Consider the following 20,991-nt stretch of genomic DNA (forward strand, 5'->3'; position numbering starts at 1 on the left):
TGACGGGGATGTGGCGGCGCCCTCGGTTACGTCGTTCGTCGACGGTGCCGATCGGCTATGAGCGGTCGATCCGGACTACGGCTGCGGTATCGGCGACCGGCGCGCAGTCGGCGCCGATACCGCCCACATCAGGCCGGTGATGTGGCGGCCTGGCCGAGGTGGCGGTTGAAGAACCGTGTCGCGCTGTCGACCTCGAACCTAGGGACCTGGAAATGCCCGCCCGCGTTGGCGTGCAACGTCTTTTCCTTCCTGGTGCCCTGTGCATGATGCCCCAGAAGCCGACCGCCCCTCGGTGCCGATCTGCGGCAGTTCCTGCAGGACGTCCAGGGTCGCTTGCCGTTCCGGCGCGGCGCGTTCGGCCAGGTAGGTATGCAAGCCGGCAATGGTCGGGCCGATCGGCTCGCCTGCCGCCTGCCGAAGGACGGCGATGTGCTGCTCGTACTCTGTTGTTCGGGGCCGGTCACCATATCCGGGCGCGTCGATGGCGGCGACGGCGAAGCCGCAGGTGGTCACGAAGTGATGGCCCGGCCCACGATTTCCGGTGCTCTCTTGTGGTGGCCGCCGCTGTGCGCCATCGGCACCAGGGGCGCGGGATCGGAATGTGATGTCACGAACTCCCGGCACGCTACCCACACACGCGCCGGCGCCGCAACCCCTTTCTTGCCCGGCCATCCGTACGGTGATTCATGCAGGCGAGTTTTCGACATCACTGGGAGGTGCATGGGCTGGGCTTCGCCGCCCGGGCCAGGGGATTGAAACCTGCTTGCAGGCCAGGCTTCCGGTATGAGCACGGCGCAGTCGGACAATCTTCCCGGTCGACAGGAGAAGCGACGACTCCGGTCACGGCTCGCCCGGTACCTGTTGCTCGCCTGCACGGTTGCGTCTTGTCTGGGGGCACTCGTTCGGGCAAGCGCTCCGGGCAGCGCCGAGTCGTTGCTGTGGGGTTTTTCCGGATCAGCGCGTCGTTCGGGTTGATCTGTGTAGTTGTCGGTTACCCGGCCCGGGTAGTCGTCACTCGGCAGCTTCGAGTACCGGAGCTCGGTCCCCTGCCTGCGCCGGCGGCGGTATCCACGGTGGCGGTGTGTGGAGCGCGGACCTACCGATCGCTGTGCGCCGGCAGTTCTCGTCGCATAGTTTCGATGACGCCGCACAGCAGGTGCGCGACGGTGTCGATCCGCAGACCTTCGAAGGCCGCCGGCTCGGGCTCTACCGCATCGACAGTGCGGACCGCTACGTCTGGGGCATCTACTTCAGGACCAGCCCCGCGATGGGCAGCTGCTCGAGCGGGGGCGGAGGGTTTGCCCAGCTTACCGGCGCCTCTCGCACGTCTGACGCATTCCATCACCTGAACAGTGACTGGTATTGGTTCTGCATCACCAGTGCCGGAGGCGGAGTGACAATGCCAGACCGCCCTATCGAGGGCCGGCGCCGGCCAACCAGTTCCAGGACACGGTGACGGTTACAGCCGGCTTTCCGGCCGATCTATCTACGCCGTTTGGTTTGTGCCTCTTCGATTTCGGCATCCCGAGCCGATCCTCTTCGGTCGACGTCGACGACCAGTGTGGTCGCAGCCACTGAGCAACGCCTGCTCGCTCGTCGTCGCGGGCGTCGGGATTGCGTAACGTCCGGTGGGTGCCACCGAGGTCGGGCAGGTGGAAGGCACAGCGGCCTTCGATGCCGATATGGGTGCGGATAAACGCCGACAGCCGCTGCACGTCCTCATCGCGCACTGGATGGCCTTGCGCGCGTATCTGTTCCAGAGCACGGTTGGTGTGGACGCTGTTCCACAGAACCGCGCAGTTGAGCACCGACCCGAGCGCAGAGAGCTGATCTTCCATGCCCTTGTAATGGGTGCGGGTCATCCTGGTTGAAAACGAAGGCCGATGATGTCTTGCGGAGTCCGGAACACCCTGATCACCGATCGGACCGAATCCGGTTCACAACCCGCTGCCTCATACGCGGTGGCCGATGCTGTCGGGTATAAGGCGCGCCGGTAGTGGTTTCCGTTGTGGGTTCATCGTTCGCTGCGCCGTCGCGGGGCGGACTGTCCGCCGAATCGTCGATACCCATGTAGCGCTCGGCGTCTGCTGTTCCAAGGGTGTTCGGCCCGGACACGACCGGGATCGGACCGGTAGCACCCACGGCCGTTCCCGGTTCCTCAACGTTACGTTGGATTTACGTTTGGTTTTTGTGCACCAAACGTAACGAAAAAGGCTAGCGGACGGCAAGGACGAGGGCGCTATTCTAGCCTCCGATAAGTGAACCTTATCGGAGGCTAGGATAGCTAGTGTGCAGTGATGTGTTGCCGCACATCACATTCCGTCTCGGATTACGTTTCGTTTATTGACGAAAAACGGAACCGTGACGTAATTAGTTGTCGATCAGGAAGCAGGTTCGAGTGGAGACCCAGCCCACGGCCATCGCCATACCCGACACCGTCCACGCCGAGTTGCGCCGCGGGGTGCACAGCGTCCTCATCGACACCGCCGCGCTGCGACTGGTCCGCGACCGCTTCGACGACGAGCAATCCGACGCCCTCGCCCGGTACCTCACCGCATCCCAATCCACCAACACCGTCCGCGCCTACCGCAGCGACTGGCTCGCCTGGGCCGCCTGGTGCGCCCACGAAGGCCGCCGCGCCCTACCCGCCGACCCCCTCGACATCGCCGTCTACCTCGCCGCGGCCGCCGACACCCGCCGCGACGACGGCCGCCACGCCTTCGCACCCACCACCCTGGAACGCAAAGCCGCCGCCATCGCCGCCGTCCACGCCGCCAACGGTCTGCCCTCCCCCACCCGCTCCGACGTCGTCCGACTCACCCTCCGCGGTATCCGCCGCACCCGCCGCACCCGCCCCCGCCGCAAACGCCCCATCCTGTTGCACACCCTCGACGAACTCCTCACCGGGCTCCCCGATCCCGGATGGCCCGGCGAACCCGCCCGCCGCCGCGACACCCTCCTGCTGCTCATCGGATTCGCCGGCGCCCTACGCCGCAGCGAACTCGCCGCACTCCGCATCGGCGACATCCACCTCGGCCACGAGCACACCACCGGCGAACCGATGCTGCTCGTCCATCTCCCCACCACCAAAACCGACCCCACCGGTATCCACGAACACCGTGTCGCACTCCCCCGCGGCAAACACCCCCGCACCTGCCCGGTCTGCGCCTACGCCGATTGGATGCACCTTATCGCCGCGCACACCGCCGACCCCCACGCCCTTCGCGCTCGGATCGAGCGGCAACCACACCCCAACCCCCGCATCCACCGCTGCCACGGCCACACCACCGACCCCGACCTTCCTCCGGACCTTCCCTTGTTCCCTGCCATCACCCGCCACGGTGGTATCGGCGACACCCCCATTTCCGGCCGAGCCGTCGCCGAACTCGTCAAACGCTATGCCGCACGCGCCGGACTCGACCCCGCCCTGTTCTCCGGTCATTCCCTCCGCGCCGGTTTCGCCACCCAGGCCGCGCTCGGTGGGGCGGCCGACCGCGAAATCATGCGCCAAGGCCGCTGGTCCAACCCCCGCACCGTCCACGGCTACATCCGCACCGCCGACCCCCTGGCCGACAACGCCGTCACCAAACTCGGACTCTGACAACGGAACCGACCCAGCGATCCGCGGCATTCGCCCACCGACCGAGCCGATTCAGCACCAGTACCCGCCCCCGCCCGGGTGCTCCGGCAACCGGACATCCCCGGAGAACGTCCCGACATGGACACAGCCCGCCCACACCACCGGCAACGACCACGGCCCCTCCGGTCAACGATGTCGTGACGTTCACCGCGCTTCATCGAGTCCGTCGCGCATCCCGCGATCGAACGATCCGGGCGGGCCGGAACATCGGGCCCGGCCCTCGAGTTGCGGCCCGATCGATCGGCGAGCATAGTATCGGCAACTTCCCGAAGCGAAATCCCGGTAACAGATAGCTTCGGGACTCGGCCCGTGGGAAGGATCAGGGCAGTGGCCGACTGGGAAATCACCGTCGATCGCGACGTGTGTCTGGGCTCGGGCCTGTGCGTTGCGGCGGCGAGCACCGCATTCGTCCTGGCGGGAGACCATTCACATCCGGTGGCCTCGCCGTGCGGCGCCGACGAGGCGATCCTCTTGGCCGCAACGAATTGCCCGGCCGAAGCGATCACGATCGTCGACGCTGCCACCGGACAGCCCATATTCCCCGGAGGGAACTGATGTCTCACGTTGTGGATGCCGAACTGGAATTTCCGTTCACCCCGGGGCCCGGCCTGGAGCTCGAACCCGAATACGCCCGCCTTCGAACGCATTCACCGGTCGTACCGGTCCGGTTGCCCGAAGGTACGGCGTGGCTTGTGACCCGCTACGCCGATGTCCGATCGATCATGACCGACAACCGGTTCAGTCGAGCACGCGCCTGTGAACCGGGTATGCCGCGGATCACCACCGTGCCCCCACCGAATGCGATGATCATCAGTATGGATCCGCCGCACCACACCAGGATCCGCAGCATCGTGGCACGAGAGTTCACCGTGCGCCGGGTCGAACGATTGCGTGAGGGTGCGGAGAAAATTCTCGCGGGTCTGCTCGACGGTGTGGAAAGTAGAGGGGCGCCGGCGGATTTCGTCTCCGAGGTGGCCATACGTTTCCCGGCGTTGGTCGTAGGTGACCTGCTCGGCGTGTCGGAATCCGACAGGGACGCCTTCCGGGAGTGGGCCCGAGACCTGCTGAGCGTCACCTCGGTGAAGCCGGAGGAAGGCATGGCCGCGCTGGCGCAGCTGTCCGACTATGTCCGCGGCATGGTGGAAGAGCGAAGGCGATACCCCACCGACGATCTGATCGGCGCGCTGGTTCGCGCCCACGACGATCAGGGCAAACTCACCGACGACGAATTGGTCGTCTTCGGTATCACGCTGCTGGCCGCGGGTTTCGAGACCACGGCCGACCAGATGGTCAATTCGCTCTACGTTCTGCTCACCGGCGACCGGCAATACGACCGGATTCGCGACAACCCCGAACTCGTGCCCACCGCGGTCGAAGAGCTCGTGCGCTACATCCCACTGGGCAGCGGAAGCGGTCTACCGTATGTCGCGACCACCGACGTGGAGGTCGGCGGAGTGACCATCCGCGAGGGTGACAGCGTGGTGCTGTCCGTCATTTCCGCCAACCGGGACCCGGAGGCGTTCGACGACGCCGACCGGCTCGACCTGGCCCGAAACCCGAACCCGCATCTGGGTTTCGCCCACGGGGTGCACCACTGCCTGGGCGCCCAACTGGCCCGCATGCAGCTACAGGTGCTGTTCACCATGTTGCCGCAGCGGTTCCCGAATCTGGACCTCGCCGTGGCGGCCGATGACGTTCCGTGGAAACAGGGCATGCTCACCCGCGGCGCGGAACGACTTCCCATCACTTGGTAACCATCCCGACGAACAACCTTCCACTCGGGCCGCTATTCGAGCGTGCGGCAGGTGGGTTCGGTCACCGGACTCACGTCTGCGGTGCCCTGTTCGGTGTGTTGTCCACGTGGCCGGCTTTGTTGTGCAGGTAGCGTTGCTCGATCCGGTTGTCGGTGAACTCGGCGGCCCGACGGAAGAGCCCGGCGGCGGTGGTGTTGTCACCGAGTTGCTGGAGAAGGTGGGCATGCCGGGTGAGTGGGTTGCTGTGGAGGTTATGGCGGCGGTTGAGGTCGTCGAGCAGGGCCAGGCCACGCGCGGGGCCGTAGGCGTGGGCGACGGCCACCACCCGAGCGAGTTGTACCGGCGGTGTGGGCGTGAGGAATTCGAGCCACAGGTAGAGCATCGCGATTTGAGCCCAGACGCTGTCGATGAGAGCTGTTCCCTCGACGATCATTTCGCGATTCCATCGGGTGGGGTCCTGCTGGTCCAGGGGGATCAGCTCGTCACCGTCGGTGCGAGCCGTGCGGCAGGATTCGGTGAGCAGCATCAATGCGAGCAATCCGGTTACCTCCGCATCGTCGGGCACGGCGGCGTGCAGCATTCTGGTGAGCCGGATGGCTTCGGTGGTGAGGTCGACGCGGGTGAGCGCAGATCCGGCGGTGGCGGTGTAGCCCTCGTTGAAGATGAGGTACAGCACCTGTAGCACCGCAGCCATGCGGCTGTCGCGGTCGATGCCGGTGGGGAGGGTGAAGCGGGCGCCTACCTTCGCGAGCTACTTCTTGGCGCGGCTGATTCGGGTGCCCATGGATTCGGGTGCCCATGGTGGCCTCGGTCGTGCCGTAGACATGCGCGATCTCGGAGGTGGTGAGGCCGCCGACCGCGCGTAAGGTGAGCGCCACCTGTGAGGTGTGGCCGAGTGCGGGGTGACAACACAGCAAGAGCACGGTGAGACTGTCGTCGGTTCCTCCGGGCCGCGCGGCGCGTGTGGGTTCGGCCATGGCGAGTTCGGCCGCACCGGCGTCCAGTTCGCGGCGTCTTCGGAGATATCGAAGCGCCCGAACCTGCGCACCAGGGCACCGAGGGCCTGCGGCGCTTCGGTGCGCAGCAGGTTCTCGATCTCGGGGCTCACGCGGTGAATTCCTCGCCCATGATCGGGCGGATCTCGATCGGCTCGCCGAGCGCTTCGACGATGCGGGCCGTGATCTCCACGGCCCGTTCATGTCCGACGACGTCGATCACGGCGAAGCCGGCCAGCACCTCTTTCATCTCGACGAACGGCCCGTCGGGAGTGCCTGCCGGGAACCCGTTTTCGGGGTCCATGGTGAATACGCCCGATGCGATCATTCCGGCTCCGAAAACGCCGACCAACACCGGTAGCGCCCGTCTCCCCATTCCCTACTGCCGGTCGAGAGCTGACTGATCGGGTGCTCTCGGGTGAGTATCTGAGCCATCGCCGAGACAAAGAACAGTGGGCCGGCGGCGGCACCGGCGAGCAACAATCGCTCGGTGGTTCGGCTGTTCACGTGCACGGGGGTGGAGACGGTCGGGTCGGTGGCGACGAAGGCCATCGTTTTCCTCCTTGACAACCCACCCTTGAACTGCTCGCATCGGACCGCCTTGTCGGCACCTGGAAGGTCGGTGGGGCCTCGACGATGACCCGAATCCGATTCACCGAGACACCGGCCATATCCGGAGCCTCCCCGGAATCGAGCCTGACCAGACCTATCGGTCACAGAACACGGGTGACGCGATCGCCGACGGCGCATATCACGTCGATCCGGCCGCGCGGGCGCGGGTGGCGGTCGGTGTCTCGCCGCTGTGCCGGCGGTAGATGCGCCGGAAGGCCGCCGGGTCGGCGTACCCCACCGCGGCCGCGATCACGTCGACGGGGTCGCGCGTGGTCGTGAGCAGGGTGACCGCCTGCCCCACCCGGAGACGATGCACGTACTGGGTGGGTGAGATACCGAAGTGTTCGCGAATACGCCGGTCGAGGGTGCGCGGAGAAACCGCCGCGACACCGGCCAATTCCCTAAGCGACAGTTGCCGGTGCAGATTGGCGAGCACATGCTGCTGCACGGCGCGCAGCGCCGGGTCGGTGGCTCGCAGATGCTCGAGCACCATGTAACGCGACTGCGACATACGGGCATCGAGCACCAGGTAGTGGGCCACCCGTTCGGCCAATGCGCCACCGCAGAGCCGGGCGACCAGCGTCAGCAGTAGATCCGTATGCGCGAAAGCCGCGCCGGCGGTGAGCACGGCGCCGCTGTCGACCACCATACGATCGGAGCGCACGGTGATATCGGGGAAACGGCGGGCCAACAGCGGCGCCAGCCACCAGGTGGTGGTGGCGACCCGGCCCGACAGCAACCCCGAGGCCGCGAGCACGAAGACAGCCGAGCAGGAGGCGGCCACCGTGGCGCCGGAATCGGCGGCGCGCCGAATGGCCTCGACGACCTGCCCGGTTCGGGGATGGGCCAACAACGCCTCGATACGCGCTGCGTCGAATGCGGACGGACCCGGCAACACCAGAACATCACCGGGCTCGAACTCCACCGCCGCGAGCGTGGTTTCGGGATCGACCCCGATCGGCCGCCCGTTACCGGATCGGACCGGCAGTCCGTCGAGTGAGACGACGCGCTGTCGCAACCGGCCGCCCGCCGTGTCCCCGGCGATCCCGGCCGCGGTATCGACGATGTCGATACCGAGTCCTAGTGCGCCTTCGAGTGCCCCGTCCAGCGCGAGATGGGTAATCATCTGGCGAGATTAAACCGAAAAGTGGCGATCTTGCCAATAGCGGTGGTGTGTCCTGCTACGGCAGAGTTCGAGGAATGCAGCAATCTCTTCCGCAGGATTCTCTCGACGACGACCTCGCCGATTTCACACCCCGCTCCATCACCCTCGAGTCAGCCACCCGCACCGTCTACGTCAGCGGCACCGGGCCTGCGGTCATCATCATGGCGGAAATGCCCGGCATCAGCCCCGATGTGGTCCGCTTCGCTCGCTGGGTACGCGACGCCGGCCTCACCGTCCATCTGCCCTCGCTGTTCGGCCGCGACGGCGCCTACCCGGAAGCGGAGACCGGCGCGAAAGTTCTCCGACGAGCCTGTGTCAGCGCCGAATTCCGCGCCTTCGGTGCGGGTGGATCCAGCCCGGTCGCGGTATGGCTGCGCGCGTTGTCGGCTCTGGTCCATCGCGAATGCGGCGGGCCCGGCGTCGGTGCGGTGGGAATGTGCTTCACCGGCAATTTCGCGCTCACCATGATGCTCGAACCGGCGATGCTGGCACCGGTGTTGTGCCAACCGTCCCTACCGCTGGATGAACCCGACGGACTGGAGATTTCCCCCGATGAGCTCGCGGCCGTACGAGAGCGCCTCGACCGCGAAGATCTCGTGGTCCGCGCCTATCGTTTCGAGGGCGACCGCTTCTGCACCGCACAACGTTTCGCCGCTTACGCCGCAGCGCTGGGCCCACGTTTCGAGCCGCGTGTGCTCCCCGGCGATTCGGCGAACCCTTCGCCACCGCCGTTCTTCTCGCAGATCATCGGCTGCCCACACAGTGTGGTCACCGCTCATCTGATCGATGCGGAGGGAGAGCCGACCGCCGCGGCGCGCGACGAGATCATCGCCTTCCTCGTGAATCGACTGACCACAAAATAAACGTCACTGTGACATATCGTCCATGTCGTTGTCGATCCCGATGGTAATCGTCGAAAATCGGGCGGATATGACGTAACGGACTGACAGAACCGGGTTTTCGCGTTCGGGGTGTGGCCTCGAGTGATCAGCGCTCGGCTTGGCTGCCGATGAGGATGATCGTGTGCTGGAGATCGATTTCACGGCGCGGGTGTTCGTGCAGGCCAGGCCGCGTTTGCCGCGTGATCACGACTATTTGGCGGCGCTGGATTCTTCAACTCACTTATGTTCGGCGGCCGTCCGCCGACGCGGCCACGTGCGAGGCGACACCAGAATGTCGGTGATCCGACCTACGGTTACGACAGCTGTGTCAGTGGCGAGCGACACGGGATGCCGGCGCTCGGCGGGGTTCCGGGCGGCGTGTTGACCTGGGGTTGTGTTCGCGGGCTGTGTGAGCGGTGCGGCTATCGGGCTGGTCGGTCAGGCGGGGCGGTGGGGCCTCGCAGCGAGGCTGCGAGGCCCGCGTGTGTCGGTGGTTCAGGCGGTTCCTGCTTTGTGGTTGCGCCACAGGAGGATGGTGCTGGTGGTGAGGCCGACCAGGGTTCCGAGGTTGACGCCGGCGCCGTGCAGGGCGTAGCGGGCGCGTCCGGGCAGGATCCTGGTTGCGGTGAGGGCCGTAGCTGCCGCGATCGGGATCAGCGGCGCGATGATCGGTGCCGACCAGCGTGGGTAGGCGGTATCGCCGCGGCGGATGGTGTCGAGGATGAGCGCGGACGCTGCTGCTGTGGCGGCGCCGAGTGGAATGTAGGCGCTGACGGTGGCCTGCTCGAATACCTTGGCGGTGGCGAGTAGTCGTTGCCGGACTGCGGGATTGCTGTCGAGGGCTTCGAGGTCTTGGTAAGCCCGCCCGATGTGAAAGAACGAGCCGTGGGCGAACGAGGTCAAGGCCAGTCCGCCGGCCAGTAGCAGGGCGGGCGGTAGCGCGCGACGGGGACCGGCCGGAGCCAGGCCGTAGTGGATGTGCCAGGCGGCGGCGAGGTAGAGCGGTGTGGCGTAAACCCCGAGTAGGGCGCCTGCGGCGAGTCTGCGGGTCGGTGCCGGCACCATCGACAGTAGCGGCATCAGGGGTTTGTCGATTTGTTCCAGCCCGCGCAGCGCGGGGTGCTGTTCGGGATCGGCCCGGCGGCCGAGCAGCAGGCCGTCGCCGACGGCGTAAGCCGCAGCGGCCGCAATTCCTGCGATACCGGTCGCGCGCACAACAGTGCGTTGTTTCATGTTCGTTTCTCTCCTTGTCCTGGGGTGTGCTGTGGGCGATCCGGACCGTGTCCCACCGGCTTTCGGGCCGAGACGCCCTTCGATCTGCGGCGGGTCAGGCGGTGGCCGGGTCCATCAACGCGGCCGGATCCGGCGGTGTCGGCATCGGTTGCCGCAGGCCGACGTGGGCGCGGCCGGTATCGCCTTCGGGGTAGCGGCCGGCCGGCGATGCCGGAGCGGCGACGACAATGCGGAGGAACCGGCCGAGGGCTTCGCGGCGATCGCGTCGCCGGATGGCGAGGGTGAACGTGTCGGGCCGGGACAGGATGTGCGCGCGTTCCAGGTTCATCCACCGTTGTGCAATATCGGTTGGTGTGGGCAGCGCGCATTTCGTCGTGGTAGGTGGTGCGGGCGGGGGCGGTGATGCGGGACATGGATGTGGCCTTTCGTCGAGTCGGGTTGTGTTCATTCGAGGAAGAGAACGCCGATCGCCGCGACCTGCTGGGTGCCGGTGAGCAGGCGTTTGCGCCGGACCCGGGCGAAGCCCCACACGGTGACCGGCAGAGCGACGGTCGCTGCGGTGACCATGTCGGGCGAGTAGTCGCCGAACCATGCCGCGGTGCCGAGATGGAAGATCGCGTTGACGGCGAACTGCCACTGGAACGCGACCGTCATGACCATCCGGCCGGTGTGTGCGTCCGGAGGCGATGCTCGCCAGGAGCGCAACAGCACGATCAGGATCAGCGGGATATGGCTGACCGCGAACTTCTCGGTGGTCATCGGGGCGAAATGCGCGCTCACCCACGCCGCGAAACGGCGCCGGCAGCAGTACCGGTCGCAACAGCGCTGCATCCCATGCCACACCGGTTTCCGGCGAGGTGGTGGTCGGCGACTCGGTCATCACAAAACCTCAAATAAATCAATATATTAGTATGCTACTATACATTGTGGTAGTGGATGGTCACCCTGCTCCTTCGACGGATCGGTCGGTCGCAGCAGTCGCGCCCAGCACCCGGCGCAGGACGGCACGATTCCCCGCGCCAGGCCTCGATACCTTCACAGACAGTGATGCCGGCAATGACCAGGGCAGCGAGTGGATCAGCCCACGACCAACCCGAACAGGTTGTTGAACAGCAACCCGGCCGGCAGCACCGAGAGGTAGGTGCACAGCAAGGTCTGCTTCGAATCCGACCGGGCGGTAACGGTGTTCGATCGGTCCCGGTAGACCCGGAGTGCCTTGCGGTCGGCGGCTGTTACGCTCTCACCGATTATTTCGACTGCGGCCGGTAGTGCCCGGGGAACATCGGTAGGACGATGAAGGTTCAGCCGGTCATATCACCCTGGATCGGCCGTGACGACGGCCAGCCGACCGAGCGTTTCGTCCAGCAGGGCAGTGAAGTCGGCCTGGGGGTTCTCCTGCGCCGCAAGGACGGTAGCGAAACCTGCACCGATGACAGCGCCGACACTCGCGCGGACCATCGGATCATCGACAGTGGTGCCGCTACGCTCGGCCACGAGAGTGGCCATCACACGGCCGGCGTCGATCAGTTGGTCGAGCAACATGGCCCGGAGGGGTGGTACGGACGTCATCAGCGCTATCCGTTCGCGCAAGTATCGCCGTTCGCTGAGGGGCAACTCGGTGAAGATGTCGCGCAGGGCTGTTCGCAAGGCCTCGAAAGAACTGGATGCGGCCGGTTGCGCCCGAAAGTGTGTGGCGAAAGAAAAGTCGAGATCGTCCCAGAGGACAACGTCTTCCTTGGTGGGAAAATACCGGAAGAATGTCCGCTCGGAGACCTCCGCGGCGTCGGCGATCTGCTTGACCGTTGTGTTTTCGTATCCCTGCCGACCGAACAGGCGTAGCGCCTGTTCCTGGATCGCGCGGCGTGTGCGTTGCTTCTTTTTCTCCCGAAGTCCGGTCACGATGGCAGACCCAACAGTAGTTCGGCATTGCGGTAGGCGATTCGCTCTCGATCGGGCTCACCGACCGGGAGTCGATCCAGGAACGATCGTGCATGCTCCATTGAACCGTAAGGATGGTCGGTGGCGAAGAGGATCCGATCGACCCCGACCTGCAGCAGCAGGTTCAGGAATGCGGGGGTCCAGTTGAACGCCGCAAACGTGTAGTGAAGATTGGTTGTGAAGTACTCACCGATCGGGCGCCGCAGTTTCACGACGTGGGACATGATGTGTTCGAATCGCGGCATCATGAATGACAAACCCTCACCCACGTGACCGACCACCATCTGGAGTCCGGGGAAGCGGTCGAAAGCGCCACTGAGCACGAGACGCAGGACGTGGGTCGCGGTCTCGATGTGCCACCCCCACCCGCTGGTCGCGAACACTTCGGCTACCTCGGGAGCGTAGTTGCCGAGATAGGAAGCCTCGATCACAGGCCGCGGCGGTGGTGTCGGGTGGAGGTAGATCGGAACCTGCAGGGCTTCGGCTCTTTCCAGGATCGGCCAGAAGAACTCGTCGTCCAGATAGCGGCCGCGGGTGTGGCCGTTGATCAAAGCCCCGACGAATCCGTGCTCACGCACCACACGTTCGAGTTCATCGGCGGCGCCTTCGGGTGCGGCGGTGGGCAACGCGGCGAATGCGGCGAACCGATCGGGATGTCGCCGCACCACTTCGGCCGCATGGTCGTTCGCCTCCCGAGCCAGAGGCACGGCCTCGGTGGCCTCCAACTGCTCGACCCCGGGCGCCGTCAATGACAACACCTGCATATCGATCCCGGCCCGGTTCATTGCCGCGATCCGCTCATCGCCGATATCCGCGAGCAGGTCGAGAATCCGGCCGCCACCCGCCACGCGTGCCCGCTCGGCCATCGCACGTCCGGGCCCCGACAGGAACGCCGTGGTCGCGAAATGCTCCTCCAGCGCGATGGTCCGCATTACTCTCCAAAGTGTCAGTAAGCCAGCATTTGACAGTACACTGTCATATTATTGGAAGTTGCGCCACCTCGGGACCCTTCGAGTCCGGCTCACCGTGCCGCCTGCCGAGAGTCCGCGATTCCGGCGAGGATGCGACGCAGCCCGTACGAGAACTGTTCGTCGGCGCTTCGGTCGGCGGATGCGATCATGCGGGACACCAGAGGGAACTCACCCTCGGCGAGTTCCCGCATGACCGCACCACGCACGTAACCCCGGATCAGCCCCACGGCCGCTGCCGCGTCGGCGCTATCGGAGATCAGTGGCGCCGCGGCGGCGAGAGCATGTTCCAGACCGCGCAGCAAATTGGGGCCGAGTAGGGGCCGGGTGGTCGGCACCGGACCGAGCCAGGGATGCCGCAACAACAGCCGCCGCCCGCATCCGCGCCGGCTCATACGCCACACCCATCCGGGTACGAACGAACTCGTAAGACCGCCGCAGCGAAGCACTGGCCGCCGGCACGAAAAGGCTCCGACCTCATAAATTCCGATGGGATCAAAATACGATCATCACAATTTCGATCGTGATAATCCAGAACCGCAACAACGCTCAGTGAGCACCCGAATCAGCCGAACCGCTCCCACCGGACAGGCTTAGCGCGACTTTTCGCGCCACTGGACCCCGCAGGCCTGGACGCCCGGCGCGTCGCCTCGGTGCTGATGAACGCGATGACGGACCTGCCGCGGGAAACCCGCGATCGGGGCGACACCGACCGGGCGGTGTTCGAACGAGACTGGCCGTTGCTGTGTCTCCGACCCAGTTCGTCACCACGCCGCAGCCGCCTTGTGTAGACAGTGCAGGGCGATTGCCCGCCCCGCCTGACGGGCGATCATCAAGGCGGTCTCGCGACCGCGCTGGGACTTGCTCTCTTCGGTTCGGTCCATATGAACCTCACCTTTCGCTCGGGCCCGGGGGCCGGTGGATTCCGTGCGGTTGCAACGGACGGAGAAGCACCGAACCGATATGGGTCGGGACACCCCACCCGCCACACGCCTACGGATACCGACACTCCGAGAAAGAGGGAAGCGAGCAAGCAGGCGAAACAACCGCTGCCGCACGGTCGCTCCGCTTGCCGGAGGAGTCTACTTGGCCCCCGCGACGCGAACGTTCCACAGCCGTTTCACGTGAATGAGAAAGCGGGGAAGGGGCGCCGATTGCTACTGTCCCCTTTATGCTGTTCTGAGGAGATATCGAAGCCGCGTGACTAGGCCTTGTCCTGTAATTCACTGTGGTGGTTGGTGTTAGCTGTAGGTCGTGGTTGGTCGTTGTGAGTTGACCGATCGGGCATGGGCTCGGATCGAACCCTTGTTGCCGGTATCGGGTCGTGGCCGGCGGTGGCGTGATCACCGGCAGGTGATCAACGCCATTCTGTGGAAGCTACGCACCGGCGCTCCGTGGCGTGACCTACCCGAACGGTATGGGCCGTGGAAGACCGCGCACGAGCGGTTGCGGACCTGGACTGCCGATGGGACCTGGCAGAAGATCCTCGACGAGGTCATCGTCAAGGACGACTCGATCGGTGAGCTCGAGTGGATCGTCTCGGTCGATTCGAGTGTGGTGCGGGCCCATCAGCATGCTGCCGGGGCCCGGAAAAAGGGGGTGCCATCGGCGTGGCCGGTGAAGCGCTCGGACGGTCCCGGGGTGGGTTGAGCACCAAGATCCACCTCGCCGTCGACGGACGCGGTCTGCCGATGCGGGTCCTGATCACCGGTGGGCAGGCCGGTGACAACCCGCAGGTCCTGCCGCTGCTGGACGGAATCAGTGTGTCCCGTCCCGGACGTGGCCGGCCACGCATGCGGCCCGAGGTGGTGATCGCGGACAAGGGTTACTCGCATCCCTCGACGCGGGCCGCGCTGCGGCGTCGGCGGGTCCGGTTCGTCAGTCCCGAACGTGACGATCAGATCGCCCGCCGTGCTGCCAAGGGGTCGGCCGGTGGCCGGCCACCGGCGTTCGATCCGCAGGTCTACAAGCGACGCAATGTGGTCGAACGCTGCTTCAACCGGCTCAAACAGTTCCGGGGTCTGGCCACCCGCTACGCCAAGCGCGCTGCCTATTACCAGGCCGAACTCACCATCGCCGCGATCATCCTGTGGTTGCGATGAATTACAGGACAGGTCCTAGGGGCCACCGTAACATTCGCCAAGAATCGGGCGGATATGGCGTAGTCGGCTGGTAGGGCCAAGACCTAGAGCGTGTCCGACAAATGCTGAGCGCACTTCGGATATCGATGCGATTGGGGCTCCGAGAACTCTCCGCACCAGGGAGGTCAATGCTGGACCAAGCCACCGACTGGGACAGGAGTGACGTGGCCGGTCATAGGAAGTTCGTGCGCGAGGGCAAGGCCGATGTCGACCAGGGATGATCTGCGCAGACCGGAAACCTCGGAGATCGGGGTCCAGACCGGGTCGACGGTTTCACCGTTCGGTTCGGGTCGGAGACGTCCGCCGGTGATACGAACCTGGTAGAAGATGCCGATGTTCTGGTGCTCGGTTCCTGCACGTGCCTCGGACGCCGGTATCACTCTCGAGTCCACCCCCAGCAGGCGCTCGACAATTCCGCGATAACTGGTTTCTTCGGTGATTTCGCGAGTGACTGCGTCGAAGGGGTCCTCCGTGTGCTCGACCCTGCCGCCGGGAAGAGTCCAGTTGTAGTCGCCGCTGTCCTGGACATGTCGTACGAGCAGGACTTGTTCGTCGTCGATGCATACCGCGTACGTGGCCAGCCGAAAACTCATGGGTGTGAAACTACCTCCGGCAGATCCTCGAGACGGCTCGACCGAAATCGTCAAACATGACCTAGGACATGTTTGACGATCGGCGAGTCCAGGCGATGACGGCGTGCAGGACCACCGCTGCCCGGTAGACGATGGCGAGCTTGTCGTAGCGAGTGGCCAGACCCCGCCACTGCTTGAGGCGGCAGAACCGGCGTTCGACCACGTTGCAGCCGTGGTAGTCGACCGGGTCGAACGCCAGTGGCCGGCCACCGCGTGAGCCGCGTCGACGACGGTGCCCGACCTGATCGGACGGTTCGGCGATGACCGCACCGACACCTCGCCTGCGCAACAACTCCCGGTTGACACGTGAGGAGTACGCCTTGTCGCCGCGCACCTGATCGGGCCGGGTCCGCGGCCGTCCGCTGCGTGGCACTGTCAGGTCGAGCAGATGAGGGAAGGCCGGGCAGTCGCCGGACTGGCCAGGTGAGACGAGCACGACCAGCGGCAGTCCATGGCCGTCGACGAGGTGGTGAATCTTCGTCGACAACCCGCCGCGAGAACGGCCGATCGCATGGTCAGGCGGCTCGACCGAAGGATTCGTGTAATTCGATCCAGCCGCCTGTGGGGCGGGTGACGTTCGTGGCGTGCTGATGGGCACGCGCGACGGTCGAATCCACCGACACAGCCCAGTCGATCATCCCGGTCGCGTCGGCGACAGAGAGCAGTCGCTGCAGGACTCTCTCCCACATCGCGATCGCGTCGCCGGCGAGGCGGCGGTGCCAGGTCCAGATCGTCTGCCATGGTCCGAAAACCTCCGGGATGTCCCCGCCACACGATCCCACAGCGGTACCGGTACACGATTCCTTCGACCACCGCTCTCGCATAGGAGAACGGGCGCCCCGTCGCCCAGTCCGTACTGGCAGCAAATCCGCGATCGAGTCCCACTGCTCATCCGACAACACCTGAAACCGCGTCACTCGAACAGCCTCGCACGCCGAGCGCAGCAACACAGCATCATCAGCGGCACCGCGCCACGGGCATAGCAGTCACGGCACTCACCCTCCCGTATCCTGCCATCACCGCAGGTCAAGGCAACTTCGTTGCTTTTCGCGCGATTACTATCGGAACCCCGAACCAAACCGCACCCGAAAACGGGCTGCCAACTGCGAAAATCCCCGACTTACCGCCCACTTCCTCAGGGGTTGGGGCGCATATCCGTCTACCCGACTTCGGCGGACCCACCGGTCACTACACGACCCCGACACATCCAGCGCAGACCAGGAGTGGATCGTCGCAGGCCGTGTGGAATCGGTAGCCGACGGGGCACCGGCCGTCGAGACGACGGGACAGCACGGCATCGGGGCGCACGTCAGGTCCTTCTCTCCCGTGGTGAATCGTGCCGGCGAGGCCAGGTTTATGCGGTTACATTCGTTCGCACCCGTGCCGGACTACAGCGGTTCGTGAGTTGAAAGCGGGCAGGAGAGAAATCGATGGGTTCGGCAACCGCGACGTTGGCGGTGAAAACGGCAACCGACCCGATCACCGGTACGCGATATGGCTTCGCGCCGCTCTGGCCGCTGTCGATTCATCGAAACAGCAGGCGGATCACTGTCGAGGCCGGTGATTTCAGCGGCGATGGACCGCCTCGATCGCGGCCGGTGCTGCGGGACAGCAGTTGAAAGGACACTCGTTGACGACACAACGGACCGTGGTTCGGATTCTTGCCGGAGTGGCAGGACGCAGCCTAACCCTGATGGTCGGGATGGCGATCGGTGCAATGGACGCACTCACAGCCCGGCGAGACCAGATCATCCAGCAACCCGCCCCCGCGTTGCAGCCGGTCGTCGCGGGCGTGAGCGGAGGCGCGATCGCGGCCGCAGTGATAGCGCTAGGGATGACCCGCGACCAGGCCCGGCAGATCGCGATCGAACACCCCGAACAGAATGTCCTGGGCGAGAGGAGTTTTCGCGCCATGCTGACTCGGCGCACCCTGTACCCGCAGCCACGAATTCGCGAACTCGCCCACGCGATCGTCGGTGACCGCACCTTCGCCGACTTCGCCCTCGACCCAAAAACTTCCGGACAGCAACCACACCAGACCGAGTCGTCTCTGCTCATCCCCGTCTACTCCGCCGAACACGGTACGCTCCTGCTGCCCCGGGACCTCCCGAAGCTGGGCCTGTCCGACCTGCCCGTCGCCGATGCGCTGGTCGCCGCCACCCGCATACCGGGAGCCTTGCCCGCAGCGGCGGGACTCGAGGACATCTTCGATGGCGGCTGCAAGTACCGAGTCCCGCATGACATCTTCGCCCCACACCCTGCCTTGATCCTGGACCTGTACGGGCCGGAACCACATGACAGCCGGGGAGGGCTGATTTTCCCTCTACTACATCCATCGTTGCCCGCAATCGCGCATCGTCCACGCCCTTTCCGCGACGAGACCCTGCGCGAGTCGACGATATTTGCCCATCAGCCCTACGGCGCGGCACTCAAAGCGCCCACACGGGCACCTGCAGAACTGTTCGACACCGGCTACGACATCACCACGACCTGGATCGATTCCCGCACCGACCACGAACTCCTGAATATTCTCGACTCACACGTTCTCGGTCTTCCGACCGAAGCCGCCGCGGCCGATCGAATCCAGCCGATCGCCTGACCGGCCATTCGACAGGAGCCGCGCCGTATACGAACAGATCACGAACCCGGCTCGGTTCGTCGCGGCGGATCCGTGATCGGCGTGTTCTGAGTTCCAGCGAGCCCCTCCCCCATCCCTCTCGACCAGAAGATCTCGGATCGGAGCTCGAGTGGAACCGACTGTTCCACTCCTACGGAAGCCCGCGCGGGATCGGCCACGTAGATGACCTGGCTCGTGAACACTGGTCACTACCCGAGGTACGCACGCTATATCCACGATGTCGACCGTAAGGACGACGAACAGTGGCAGTTCGAGATCGGCCTGGGCTCCGTTCTCGACGGCGTCGTAACTTGCCTGGTGATCCGTGACATCGTCTTGTGATCAGGGGCGGTTCGGCCGCGTCTTCGCTTTTGTTGTGTGTGGTTTGTTGAGGGATATCTATATTTAGATGCGCATATCTACGTATGTGTTTATTTTAAGTTACCTACCGTGTCGGCGACAGCTTCCGAGGGAGCCGAACGGTATCACCGGGTGTCGAGATACTCGATGGAGGAGATCGTCAGCGTCGTTCCAGGCATGGCGATTGTCACCGCATCGGTGGCGGAATCCCATGTGACGCTGGTCTGTTCGGCCGCATAGGGAATTCCGTATACCAATCCCCGGGTAGGTGAAGGCCCGATGAGCACCTCGTAGTCGGCGTGCAGGAACCCCGGTTTCGTGCGATGGTACACACAGTATGTGGCTCCTTGTTTCGGTATGCCACAACCGATCTCGACCTGGTCGAACATCAGCCGTGTTCCCACCCGATATCCGAGGACGATCACCGCCGACACGCCGATACACGCCACGAGAACAACTGCGCCACGGCGTATCACACCTCGACGTTATTACAGCGCCACACCGCTCCCCTCCCCCGGTACATGCATCGCCTGCGATACCACCATCTCCGTGACGGATCGGTCATTACGCTGTGCCCATAGTGGATCCCGTGGACAGCGGCCCGAACTGCGCTCATGGAGAAGCGGAAAGACAGGACAGAACCCGATGCGACCGCCCAACCGCCGCGAATTCTTGACCGCCTGCGCGGCCACCACCTCCGCCTTCCTGTTCGGCACCACACCGGCCCTGGCCCGACCCGCTCCCCCGGCGCGCGTGGCACCGCTCGGACCCGATTTCCTCTGGGGTGTGGCGGCTTCCGGATTTCAGGCAGAGGGTAACGCTCCCGACAGCAACTGGACACGCTACATCGCCGCCGGAAAAACGCCGGATCCGTATCTGAATTCGGTGGACTTCCATTCGCGCTACGGCTCGGATATCGCCCTGGCCGCCCGGCTCGGGGTGCGGGTGTACCGCATCGGGATCGAATGGGCGCGAGTGCAGCCGCGGCCCGGTGAATGGGATGAGACCGGTTTCCGTTTCTACGACGATGTCGTCGCCACCATTCGCGCGGCGGGTATGCGCCCGATGATCACCCTCGACCACTGGGTCTACCCGGGGTGGGAGGTGGACCGGGGTGGCTGGCGCAATCCGGGTATGGTCGACGACTGGCTCGCCAACGCGCGTCGGGTCGTCGATCGGTTCGCCCGCCACGACCCGCTGTGGATCACCTTCAACGAACCGGCCGTCTATATGCTCAACGAAGTGCGCCACGGCGGTATCTCCGCCACCGACCTGCCCACGATGCAGGACCGATTGGCCCGGGCTCATCTGGCCGTCTACGACCATATTCACCGTGTACAACCCGGTGCCATGGTCAGCAGTAACGTGGCCTACATCCCAGCGGTCGAGGACAGCGTAAACAAGGATTTCGTCACTCGGATCGACACCGCGCTCGATTACATCGGTATCGATTACTACTACGGCATAACACCCGAGAACCTGTTCACCGATCCTCCGGATCCCGACAAGCTGTGGACCATGGCATTGCAGCCGGAAGGCATCTACTACGCGCTGGAACACTACGCCCGGACCTATCCCGACAAACCGCTATACATTGCGGAAAACGGGATGCCCACCGAGAACGGACGACCACGCAAGGACGGTTACACCCGCGCCGATCTGCTCCGCGACACCGTGTACTGGCTACAGCGCGCCAAGGCCGATGGCATGAACGTGATCGGCTACAACTACTGGAGCATCACCGACAACTACGAATGGGGTTCCTATACCCCCCGTTTCGGGCTCTACACCGTCGATGTGCTGACCGATCCGACACTGACCCGGCGCCCTACCGACGCGGTCGCCGCCTATACCGCCATCACCCGGGACGGAGGGGTTCGGCCCGATTATCGCCCCACCAGGGCTCCGGCGAACTGTTCGCTCGTCGACGGGATGGTGAGCTGTATCGATCCGGTGGCCGTCCCCGCCTGAGCGGCACCGGCTCGGCGATGGTGACCTATTCGGCACATCGAATGGCCGATAGGGCGCCTACCAGCGAGAACATCGATCTCCACG

General features: G+C 65.0%; 25 protein-coding genes and 1 pseudogene. 10 read left to right on the plus strand and 16 right to left on the minus strand.

Annotation, left to right across the window (positions count from 1 at the left end; genetic code table 11):
* Positions 1–198 precede the first annotated feature (198 nt).
* Complete coding sequence (locus ON32_RS28990) at positions 199–513, minus strand: hypothetical protein (RefSeq protein WP_157224250.1); 315 nt, start codon at positions 511–513, stop codon at positions 199–201.
* A gap of 270 nt (positions 514–783) precedes the next feature.
* Here ON32_RS28990 and ON32_RS28995 point away from each other — a divergent pair, with 270 nt between their 5' ends.
* On the plus strand, positions 784–975 hold the full coding sequence (locus ON32_RS28995; RefSeq protein WP_157224251.1) for a hypothetical protein: 192 nt from the start codon (positions 784–786) through the stop codon (positions 973–975).
* A gap of 437 nt (positions 976–1,412) precedes the next feature.
* On the opposite strand, the gene ON32_RS28085 is transcribed toward ON32_RS28995, so the two are convergent.
* Positions 1,413–1,862 carry a Tn3 family transposase gene (locus tag ON32_RS28085; RefSeq protein ID WP_083874661.1) on the minus strand — a complete coding sequence of 150 codons (450 nt, stop codon included), beginning with the start codon at positions 1,860–1,862 and terminating at the stop codon, positions 1,413–1,415.
* A gap of 518 nt (positions 1,863–2,380) precedes the next feature.
* Between ON32_RS28085 and ON32_RS19695 the strand changes: the two genes are divergently transcribed.
* The 3 genes from ON32_RS19695 to ON32_RS19705 all read left to right on the plus strand — a co-directional run bounded on the left by ON32_RS19695 (position 2,381) and on the right by ON32_RS19705 (position 5,394).
* On the plus strand, positions 2,381–3,601 hold the full coding sequence (locus tag ON32_RS19695; protein WP_373284336.1) for a site-specific integrase: 1,221 nt from the start codon (positions 2,381–2,383) through the stop codon (positions 3,599–3,601).
* A 366-nt stretch (positions 3,602–3,967) separates the two neighbouring features.
* Positions 3,968–4,195: a ferredoxin gene (locus ON32_RS19700; RefSeq protein ID WP_040792447.1), complete on the plus strand. Its 228-nt coding sequence runs from the start codon at positions 3,968–3,970 to the stop codon at positions 4,193–4,195.
* Positions 4,195–5,394 carry a cytochrome P450 gene (locus tag ON32_RS19705; protein WP_040792448.1) on the plus strand — a complete coding sequence of 400 codons (1,200 nt, stop codon included), beginning with the start codon at positions 4,195–4,197 and terminating at the stop codon, positions 5,392–5,394. Before ON32_RS19700 ends, ON32_RS19705 begins: the two co-directional genes overlap by 1 nt.
* A gap of 70 nt (positions 5,395–5,464) precedes the next feature.
* Here the strand turns inward: ON32_RS19705 and ON32_RS30225 are convergent, their stop codons facing one another.
* The 4 genes from ON32_RS30225 to ON32_RS19720 all read right to left on the minus strand — a co-directional run bounded on the left by ON32_RS30225 (position 5,465) and on the right by ON32_RS19720 (position 8,127).
* Positions 5,465–6,088: a DUF6596 domain-containing protein gene (locus ON32_RS30225; RefSeq protein ID WP_245551161.1), complete on the minus strand. Its 624-nt coding sequence runs from the start codon at positions 6,086–6,088 to the stop codon at positions 5,465–5,467.
* Positions 6,089–6,498: 410 nt separating this feature from the next.
* A complete protein-coding gene (locus tag ON32_RS30230) occupies positions 6,499–6,639 on the minus strand; it encodes a YciI family protein (RefSeq protein ID WP_245551163.1) in 141 nt (46 codons plus the stop codon).
* A 74-nt stretch (positions 6,640–6,713) separates the two neighbouring features.
* Positions 6,714–6,941 carry a hypothetical protein gene (locus ON32_RS29000; RefSeq protein ID WP_051133477.1) on the minus strand — a complete coding sequence of 76 codons (228 nt, stop codon included), beginning with the start codon at positions 6,939–6,941 and terminating at the stop codon, positions 6,714–6,716.
* Between the two features lie 199 nt (positions 6,942–7,140).
* A complete protein-coding gene (locus ON32_RS19720; RefSeq protein ID WP_040792449.1) occupies positions 7,141–8,127 on the minus strand; it encodes a GlxA family transcriptional regulator in 987 nt (328 codons plus the stop codon).
* A gap of 74 nt (positions 8,128–8,201) precedes the next feature.
* On the opposite strand from ON32_RS19720, the gene ON32_RS19725 reads away from it, so the two are divergent.
* Positions 8,202–9,029 carry a dienelactone hydrolase family protein gene (locus ON32_RS19725; protein ID WP_040792450.1) on the plus strand — a complete coding sequence of 276 codons (828 nt, stop codon included), beginning with the start codon at positions 8,202–8,204 and terminating at the stop codon, positions 9,027–9,029.
* 513 nt (positions 9,030–9,542) lie between these two features.
* Here the strand turns inward: ON32_RS19725 and ON32_RS19730 are convergent.
* The 6 genes and pseudogenes from ON32_RS19730 to ON32_RS19755 all read right to left on the minus strand — a co-directional run bounded on the left by ON32_RS19730 (position 9,543) and on the right by ON32_RS19755 (position 13,581).
* Positions 9,543–10,280: a DUF6796 family protein gene (locus ON32_RS19730; protein ID WP_040792451.1), complete on the minus strand. Its 738-nt coding sequence runs from the start codon at positions 10,278–10,280 to the stop codon at positions 9,543–9,545.
* Between the two features lie 94 nt (positions 10,281–10,374).
* Positions 10,375–10,693, minus strand: a pseudogene (locus ON32_RS19735) (DUF3703 domain-containing protein).
* Positions 10,694–10,724: 31 nt separating this feature from the next.
* Entirely contained in the window at positions 10,725–11,039 is a 315-nt protein-coding gene (locus ON32_RS19740) for an HXXEE domain-containing protein (protein WP_157224252.1), read from the minus strand.
* Between the two features lie 555 nt (positions 11,040–11,594).
* Complete coding sequence (locus ON32_RS30240) at positions 11,595–12,179, minus strand: acyl-CoA-like ligand-binding transcription factor (RefSeq protein ID WP_245551165.1); 585 nt, start codon at positions 12,177–12,179, stop codon at positions 11,595–11,597.
* Positions 12,176–13,150 carry an amidohydrolase family protein gene (locus ON32_RS19750; RefSeq protein ID WP_040792454.1) on the minus strand — a complete coding sequence of 325 codons (975 nt, stop codon included), beginning with the start codon at positions 13,148–13,150 and terminating at the stop codon, positions 12,176–12,178. Before ON32_RS19750 ends, ON32_RS30240 begins: the two co-directional genes overlap by 4 nt.
* 89 nt (positions 13,151–13,239) lie before the next feature.
* Positions 13,240–13,581, minus strand: coding sequence for a TetR/AcrR family transcriptional regulator C-terminal domain-containing protein (locus ON32_RS19755; RefSeq protein WP_040792455.1), 342 nt, complete (start codon positions 13,579–13,581; stop codon positions 13,240–13,242).
* An 859-nt stretch (positions 13,582–14,440) separates the two neighbouring features.
* Here ON32_RS19755 and ON32_RS28095 point away from each other — a divergent pair.
* Positions 14,441–15,288, plus strand: a protein-coding gene (locus ON32_RS28095) for an IS5 family transposase (RefSeq protein ID WP_245551167.1) whose coding sequence is annotated in 2 segments (ribosomal slippage) — positions 14,441–14,776 and positions 14,779–15,288 — 846 coding nt in all. Because the reading frame shifts where the segments join, the coding sequence is not laid out codon by codon here.
* 164 nt (positions 15,289–15,452) lie between these two features.
* Here the strand turns inward: ON32_RS28095 and ON32_RS19770 are convergent.
* The 3 genes from ON32_RS19770 to ON32_RS30250 form a co-directional block, all read right to left on the minus strand.
* Positions 15,453–15,920, minus strand: a complete 468-nt coding sequence (locus tag ON32_RS19770) for an NUDIX hydrolase (protein WP_040792457.1) — start codon at positions 15,918–15,920, stop codon at positions 15,453–15,455.
* Positions 15,921–15,981: 61 nt separating this feature from the next.
* Positions 15,982–16,557, minus strand: a complete 576-nt coding sequence (locus tag ON32_RS30245) for an IS5 family transposase (protein ID WP_245551169.1) — start codon at positions 16,555–16,557, stop codon at positions 15,982–15,984.
* Positions 16,475–16,741 (minus strand): hypothetical protein, encoded by a 267-nt coding sequence (locus tag ON32_RS30250; RefSeq protein WP_245551196.1) that lies wholly within the window; start codon positions 16,739–16,741, stop codon positions 16,475–16,477. Before ON32_RS30250 ends, ON32_RS30245 begins: the two co-directional genes overlap by 83 nt.
* A 648-nt stretch (positions 16,742–17,389) precedes the next feature.
* Here ON32_RS30250 and ON32_RS29660 point away from each other — a divergent pair.
* From ON32_RS29660 to ON32_RS29665, 3 genes are all read left to right on the plus strand, one after another.
* Positions 17,390–17,578: a hypothetical protein gene (locus ON32_RS29660; RefSeq protein ID WP_157224253.1), complete on the plus strand. Its 189-nt coding sequence runs from the start codon at positions 17,390–17,392 to the stop codon at positions 17,576–17,578.
* A gap of 11 nt (positions 17,579–17,589) precedes the next feature.
* Complete coding sequence (locus ON32_RS19785) at positions 17,590–18,558, plus strand: patatin-like phospholipase family protein (protein WP_157224254.1); 969 nt, start codon at positions 17,590–17,592, stop codon at positions 18,556–18,558.
* Positions 18,559–18,759: 201 nt separating this feature from the next.
* Positions 18,760–18,918, plus strand: coding sequence for a hypothetical protein (locus ON32_RS29665; protein ID WP_157224255.1), 159 nt, complete (start codon positions 18,760–18,762; stop codon positions 18,916–18,918).
* A 143-nt stretch (positions 18,919–19,061) separates the two neighbouring features.
* Here ON32_RS29665 and ON32_RS29015 read toward each other — a convergent pair whose 3' ends face one another.
* A complete protein-coding gene (locus ON32_RS29015) occupies positions 19,062–19,268 on the minus strand; it encodes a hypothetical protein (protein WP_157224256.1) in 207 nt (68 codons plus the stop codon).
* 313 nt (positions 19,269–19,581) lie between these two features.
* On the opposite strand from ON32_RS29015, the gene ON32_RS19795 reads away from it, so the two are divergent.
* Positions 19,582–20,907 (plus strand): family 1 glycosylhydrolase, encoded by a 1,326-nt coding sequence (locus ON32_RS19795; protein ID WP_040792460.1) that lies wholly within the window; start codon positions 19,582–19,584, stop codon positions 20,905–20,907.
* Positions 20,908–20,991 lie beyond the last annotated feature (84 nt).

It is taken from the genome of Nocardia paucivorans NBRC 100373 (assembly GCF_000308675.1).
In the GTDB taxonomy this organism is placed as follows: Bacteria; Actinomycetota; Actinomycetes; order Mycobacteriales; family Mycobacteriaceae; genus Nocardia; species Nocardia paucivorans.

Excerpts from the sequence above, each read along its gene's own strand:
- ON32_RS30225 (WP_245551161.1), bottom strand. The coding sequence starts at position 6,088 with ATGGCTGCGGTGCTACAGGTGCTGTACCTCATCTTCAACGAGGGCTAC.
- ON32_RS19720 (WP_040792449.1), bottom strand. The coding sequence starts at position 8,127 with ATGATTACCCATCTCGCGCTGGACGGGGCACTCGAAGGCGCACTAGGA.
- ON32_RS28995 (WP_157224251.1), top strand. The coding sequence starts at position 784 with ATGAGCACGGCGCAGTCGGACAATCTTCCCGGTCGACAGGAGAAGCGA.
- ON32_RS19740 (WP_157224252.1), bottom strand. The coding sequence starts at position 11,039 with ATGACCACCGAGAAGTTCGCGGTCAGCCATATCCCGCTGATCCTGATC.
- ON32_RS28085 (WP_083874661.1), bottom strand. The coding sequence starts at position 1,862 with ATGACCCGCACCCATTACAAGGGCATGGAAGATCAGCTCTCTGCGCTC.
- ON32_RS19750 (WP_040792454.1), bottom strand. The coding sequence starts at position 13,150 with ATGCGGACCATCGCGCTGGAGGAGCATTTCGCGACCACGGCGTTCCTG.
- ON32_RS19755 (WP_040792455.1), bottom strand. The coding sequence starts at position 13,581 with ATGAGCCGGCGCGGATGCGGGCGGCGGCTGTTGTTGCGGCATCCCTGG.
- ON32_RS29000 (WP_051133477.1), bottom strand. The coding sequence starts at position 6,941 with ATGGCCTTCGTCGCCACCGACCCGACCGTCTCCACCCCCGTGCACGTG.
- ON32_RS19730 (WP_040792451.1), bottom strand. The coding sequence starts at position 10,280 with ATGAAACAACGCACTGTTGTGCGCGCGACCGGTATCGCAGGAATTGCG.
- ON32_RS29660 (WP_157224253.1), top strand. The coding sequence starts at position 17,390 with ATGGGTTCGGCAACCGCGACGTTGGCGGTGAAAACGGCAACCGACCCG.
- ON32_RS19725 (WP_040792450.1), top strand. The coding sequence starts at position 8,202 with ATGCAGCAATCTCTTCCGCAGGATTCTCTCGACGACGACCTCGCCGAT.
- ON32_RS30230 (WP_245551163.1), bottom strand. The coding sequence starts at position 6,639 with ATGAAAGAGGTGCTGGCCGGCTTCGCCGTGATCGACGTCGTCGGACAT.
- ON32_RS19705 (WP_040792448.1), top strand. The coding sequence starts at position 4,195 with ATGTCTCACGTTGTGGATGCCGAACTGGAATTTCCGTTCACCCCGGGG.
- ON32_RS19770 (WP_040792457.1), bottom strand. The coding sequence starts at position 15,920 with ATGAGTTTTCGGCTGGCCACGTACGCGGTATGCATCGACGACGAACAA.
- ON32_RS19795 (WP_040792460.1), top strand. The coding sequence starts at position 19,582 with ATGCGACCGCCCAACCGCCGCGAATTCTTGACCGCCTGCGCGGCCACC.
- ON32_RS29665 (WP_157224255.1), top strand. The coding sequence starts at position 18,760 with ATGACCTGGCTCGTGAACACTGGTCACTACCCGAGGTACGCACGCTAT.